This is a genomic window from uncultured Campylobacter sp. (assembly GCF_938045225.1).
Lineage (GTDB): Bacteria > Campylobacterota > Campylobacteria > Campylobacterales > Campylobacteraceae > Campylobacter_A.
The window spans coordinates 1-3,689 of sequence record NZ_CALINL010000328.1 but is presented as its reverse complement, the minus strand read 5'-3'; the positions used below and the strand labels follow the sequence as shown (position 1 = coordinate 3,689).

Genomic DNA, 3,689 nt, shown 5'->3' with positions numbered 1-3,689 from the left:
GTAAATTATTAAAATACACTAATAATAAAAGCTCCAAACGATAACGAAGAACAGAAAAAATTTCTGGGATATGATTGGAGTAATGCCAAAGGCAACGAAGGAATAAAGTATATAACGGATGTAGCTGCTAGTGGCGATGACGACGAAACGATAGAAAATATAAAAAAAATAAGCTCAATTAAGACCGCGCTTTACGATCCGACGGATTTAGATAATTCCGAAAAATTAAATTTTATCATTCGCGAAGCTTTCGACGGAAAATTAAAACGAATTAACGAGAGCTTAAAGCCGTATGCGAATTTAGTAAATTTACGCGATTGCATAGATTTTCGCCGTGCTAGTTTCGATAAGGCGATAAATTTAAGCATGAAAAGTAGAGTAAAGATAATGAGTGAGTATCCGATGGTGAAGCTTGGGACTTTGCTTAATACAATAGAAACTGGCTCGCGTCCAAATGGTGGAGTTGGTAATTTAAATGAGGGTGCGTTAAGCCTTGGTGGAGAGCATATCCATAATACAAACGGCATAATAAATTTGGTAAATCCAAAATTTGTAAGCATTGAGTATTATGAAAATAATCAAAAAGGCAGATTAAAACAAAATGATATTTTGCTTTGTAAAGATGGAGCATTAACTGGGAAAATTGCACTTTTAAGAGATGAGCTGAATAACAGAAAAGCTATGGTAAATGAGCATATTTTCATACTTCGAGCAGCCGATATAATTACTCAGAAATATATTTTTTATTTTTTATATTCTCCGTTGGGTCAACAAATTTTAAAACAAAATATTACCGGTGCAGCACAAGGCGGGCTAAATTCTACAAATTTAAAAAACATAAGTATTCCTTTTAGTAATAATAAAGAAAATAAAAAAGTGTTTCAAAAAATCGTAGCCGAATGCGAAAAAGTAGATAATGAGTTTAAAACTATTAGAATGGAAATTGACGAGCTAAAAGCTAAAATGAGCGAAATTTTTACAAAATTCGGAATAAGTTTTAATACAAATGGGGGGGGTATGAGCCGTTAAGGAATTTTGGCGTCGTATTTAACCCTTCAAAATCTGAAATTAGAAATTTACCGAGCGACTTACTAGTATCTTTCGTAGATATGCAAAGCATTAACGAAAACGGATATATAGAAAATAAAATAACTAAGCCGTTAAAGGAAGTAATGGTGGGTAGTTACACGTATTTTGCGGAAAATGACATAATAATCGCCAAAATAACGCCTTGTATGGAAAACGGCAAGTGTGCCGTGGCGAGCGGTTTGTCAAACGGCATAGGACTTGGAAGTAGCGAATTTCACGTTTTAAGGTGCGATGCAAGTAAAATTTTACCTAAATTTTTATTCGGATTTTTAAATAGACAAATAGTTAGAGATGAAGCGGCAAAAAATATGACGGGAGCAAGTGGTCATCGTCGAGTCCCAATAAAATTTTATCAAGACCTAGGAGCTAAATTTCCATCGATTGAAATCCAAAAGCAAATCGTAACCGAATTTGAAAATTTAGAAAGCGAAATTTTGCAAAGAGAACAAAAGCTGACAAATTTACAAGGTGCATACGGCGAAATTTTAGATAAATACTTAAGCTAATTTTACGGTTAAATTTCGCCGCTGCCGGTAGACATAAATTTGTAATTTCGCTCAAATTTAGGTCGAGTTAAGAGTAAAATACCGTAAAAATCGGGCTTAAATTTAAGCCGTCGCTCCCTCGTTCATCGCGGCGTATTCTTCAAAAGTTCCCTTAAAATCGACTACTTCGCCGTTGCCTTTTAGGTGGATGATGCGGTTGGCAAATGCGTCGATGAGCTCGCGGTCGTGGCTCACGCAGATGACGTTGCCGACGAATTTATACAGCGCCTCGCCTAGAGCGATGATGGCTTCGAGATCCAGGTGGTTGTTTGGCTCGTCTAGCACGAGTAGATTGCCGCGCTCTAGCATCAGGCGGCTTAGCATCAGGCGGTGTTTCTCGCCGCCGCTTAGGCTGCCGACTGATTTTTCCTGCTCGGCACCGCTAAATAGCATGCGGCCTAGGCACTTACGGATCTCGTCTAGGTCTTTGTTGTTTTCGTCTTGCAGCCACTCGTAGAGCTTTAGCTCGCCCGTGATTTTGTTTGTCGTATCCTGCGCAAAGTAGCTAGGCTCTATCGTCGCGCCCACGTGCACGTCGCCGCTATCTGGAGCGACCTCGCCGATGATGATTTTAGCTAGCGTGCTTTTGCCTACGCCGTTTGCGCCGATGATGGCGACCTTGTCGTTCTTTTCGAGCTTGAAGCTAAAATTTTCAAACAAAACCTTGTCGTATTTTTTGCTGACGCCGCGCACCTCCAGGATCTCGTTACCGATGTCGCGTTTGATGCGGAAAAGTATGCTAGGATCGCGTCTGCTAGAGACTTTGATCTCCTCAATGTCGAGTTTGTTTAGCTGCTTTTGGCGGCTCGTGGCTTGGCGGGCTTTGCTCGCGTTTGCCGAGAATCGCGCGATAAATTTCTCCAGCTCCTCTTTTTCTTTTAGCTTTTTGTCGCGCTCCATCTCGTGCTGTTTGGCAACCAGCGTCGAGGCGATGTACCAGTCGTCGTAGTTGCCCGCAAACTGCCTGATTTTCTTAAAATCGACGTCTAGGATGTGCGTGCAAACCGCGTTTAAGAAGTGGCGGTCGTGGCTGATTAGCACCATCATGCCTTCGTGGCGGGTTAGCTCGTTTTCCAGCCACTTTATACTCTCGATGTCAAGGTTGTTGGTCGGCTCGTCGAGGAAAAGGATGTCGGGCTTTGGAAATAGCACTTGAGCGAGCAGGACTTTAAATTTATCCGAGTTTTCGACCTCGCTCATCGGTTTTTCAAAGTCGCTAAAGCCAAGCGAACTTAGGATTTTCTCGATCCTAACCTCGTACTCGTAGCTAGGATCCTCCTCGGCGCTTATCATCTCAAGCTGCGCTAGGCGGTCGTTTACGGTGTCGGTGAACTCCTCGCTCATGTAGAGCTGCTCTTTTTCTTTTACCGCGTCGTAGAGGCGTTTGTTGCCGTATAGTACGGCGTCTTTGACGCTAAAGTTTTCAAACGCGAACTGATCTTGCCCTAGCACGCCTACTTTTAGCCCGTTTTCGATGATGATCTCGCCGCTGTTTGCTTCGATCTCGCCTGAGAGGATTTTTAGAAACGTCGATTTTCCAGCACCGTTTGCGCCGATGAGACCGTAGCGGTTGCCGCGAGTGAGTTTTAAATTTACGTCCTCAAATAGCAGCTGTGCGTTAAATCTCATCAATAAATTTTTGACTTCAAGCATATTTTTCCTTAAATTTGACTTTTTAAACCGTAGATTTTGCCAAAAAGTCGTTTAAAATCAGTATAAACTTCGGCAAAACGGCATAGCGTGCTACTTGGGCCGGTTATAAAACGAGCTTAGATTTGATAAATTTATCTTTTTATCGGTAAAACTGCGTCGTTTTAGCTTAAAGTCTAAATTTTTGCTAAAATCTCCACTAAAATCCGAGCAACTAAAGGCAAAAATCAAATGCAAGTCGCAAAAATCCGCGCCAAAAATATCCTCTCGCGCTCCAAAATCGGTAGCGGCGGCTACGCGATCAACCCGTACGTTGGCTGCCCGCACGGCTGCATCTACTGCTACGCCGAGTTTATGCGCGGCGTCACGGGGCATGAGGAGGCGTGGGGCGAGTTTTTGGATGTG

At 42.3% G+C, this 3,689-nt stretch carries 3 protein-coding genes; 2 read left to right on the top strand and 1 reads right to left on the bottom strand.

The window, feature by feature from the left end; genetic code table 11:
• Window positions 1-366 precede the first annotated feature (366 nt).
• Both Q0200_RS11870 and Q0200_RS11865 read left to right on the top strand, forming a co-directional pair.
• Complete coding sequence (locus Q0200_RS11870) at window positions 367-1,029, top strand: restriction endonuclease subunit S (RefSeq protein ID WP_297941304.1); 663 nt, start codon at window positions 367-369, stop codon at window positions 1,027-1,029.
• 80 nt (window positions 1,030-1,109) lie between these two features.
• Entirely contained in the window at window positions 1,110-1,595 is a 486-nt protein-coding gene (locus Q0200_RS11865; protein ID WP_297941303.1) for a restriction endonuclease subunit S, read from the top strand.
• 102 nt (window positions 1,596-1,697) lie between these two features.
• Here Q0200_RS11865 and Q0200_RS11860 read toward each other — a convergent pair whose 3' ends face one another.
• Window positions 1,698-3,287, bottom strand: a complete 1,590-nt coding sequence (locus tag Q0200_RS11860) for an ABC-F family ATP-binding cassette domain-containing protein (RefSeq protein WP_297941302.1) — start codon at window positions 3,285-3,287, stop codon at window positions 1,698-1,700.
• Between the last annotated feature and the right edge of the window lie 402 nt (window positions 3,288-3,689).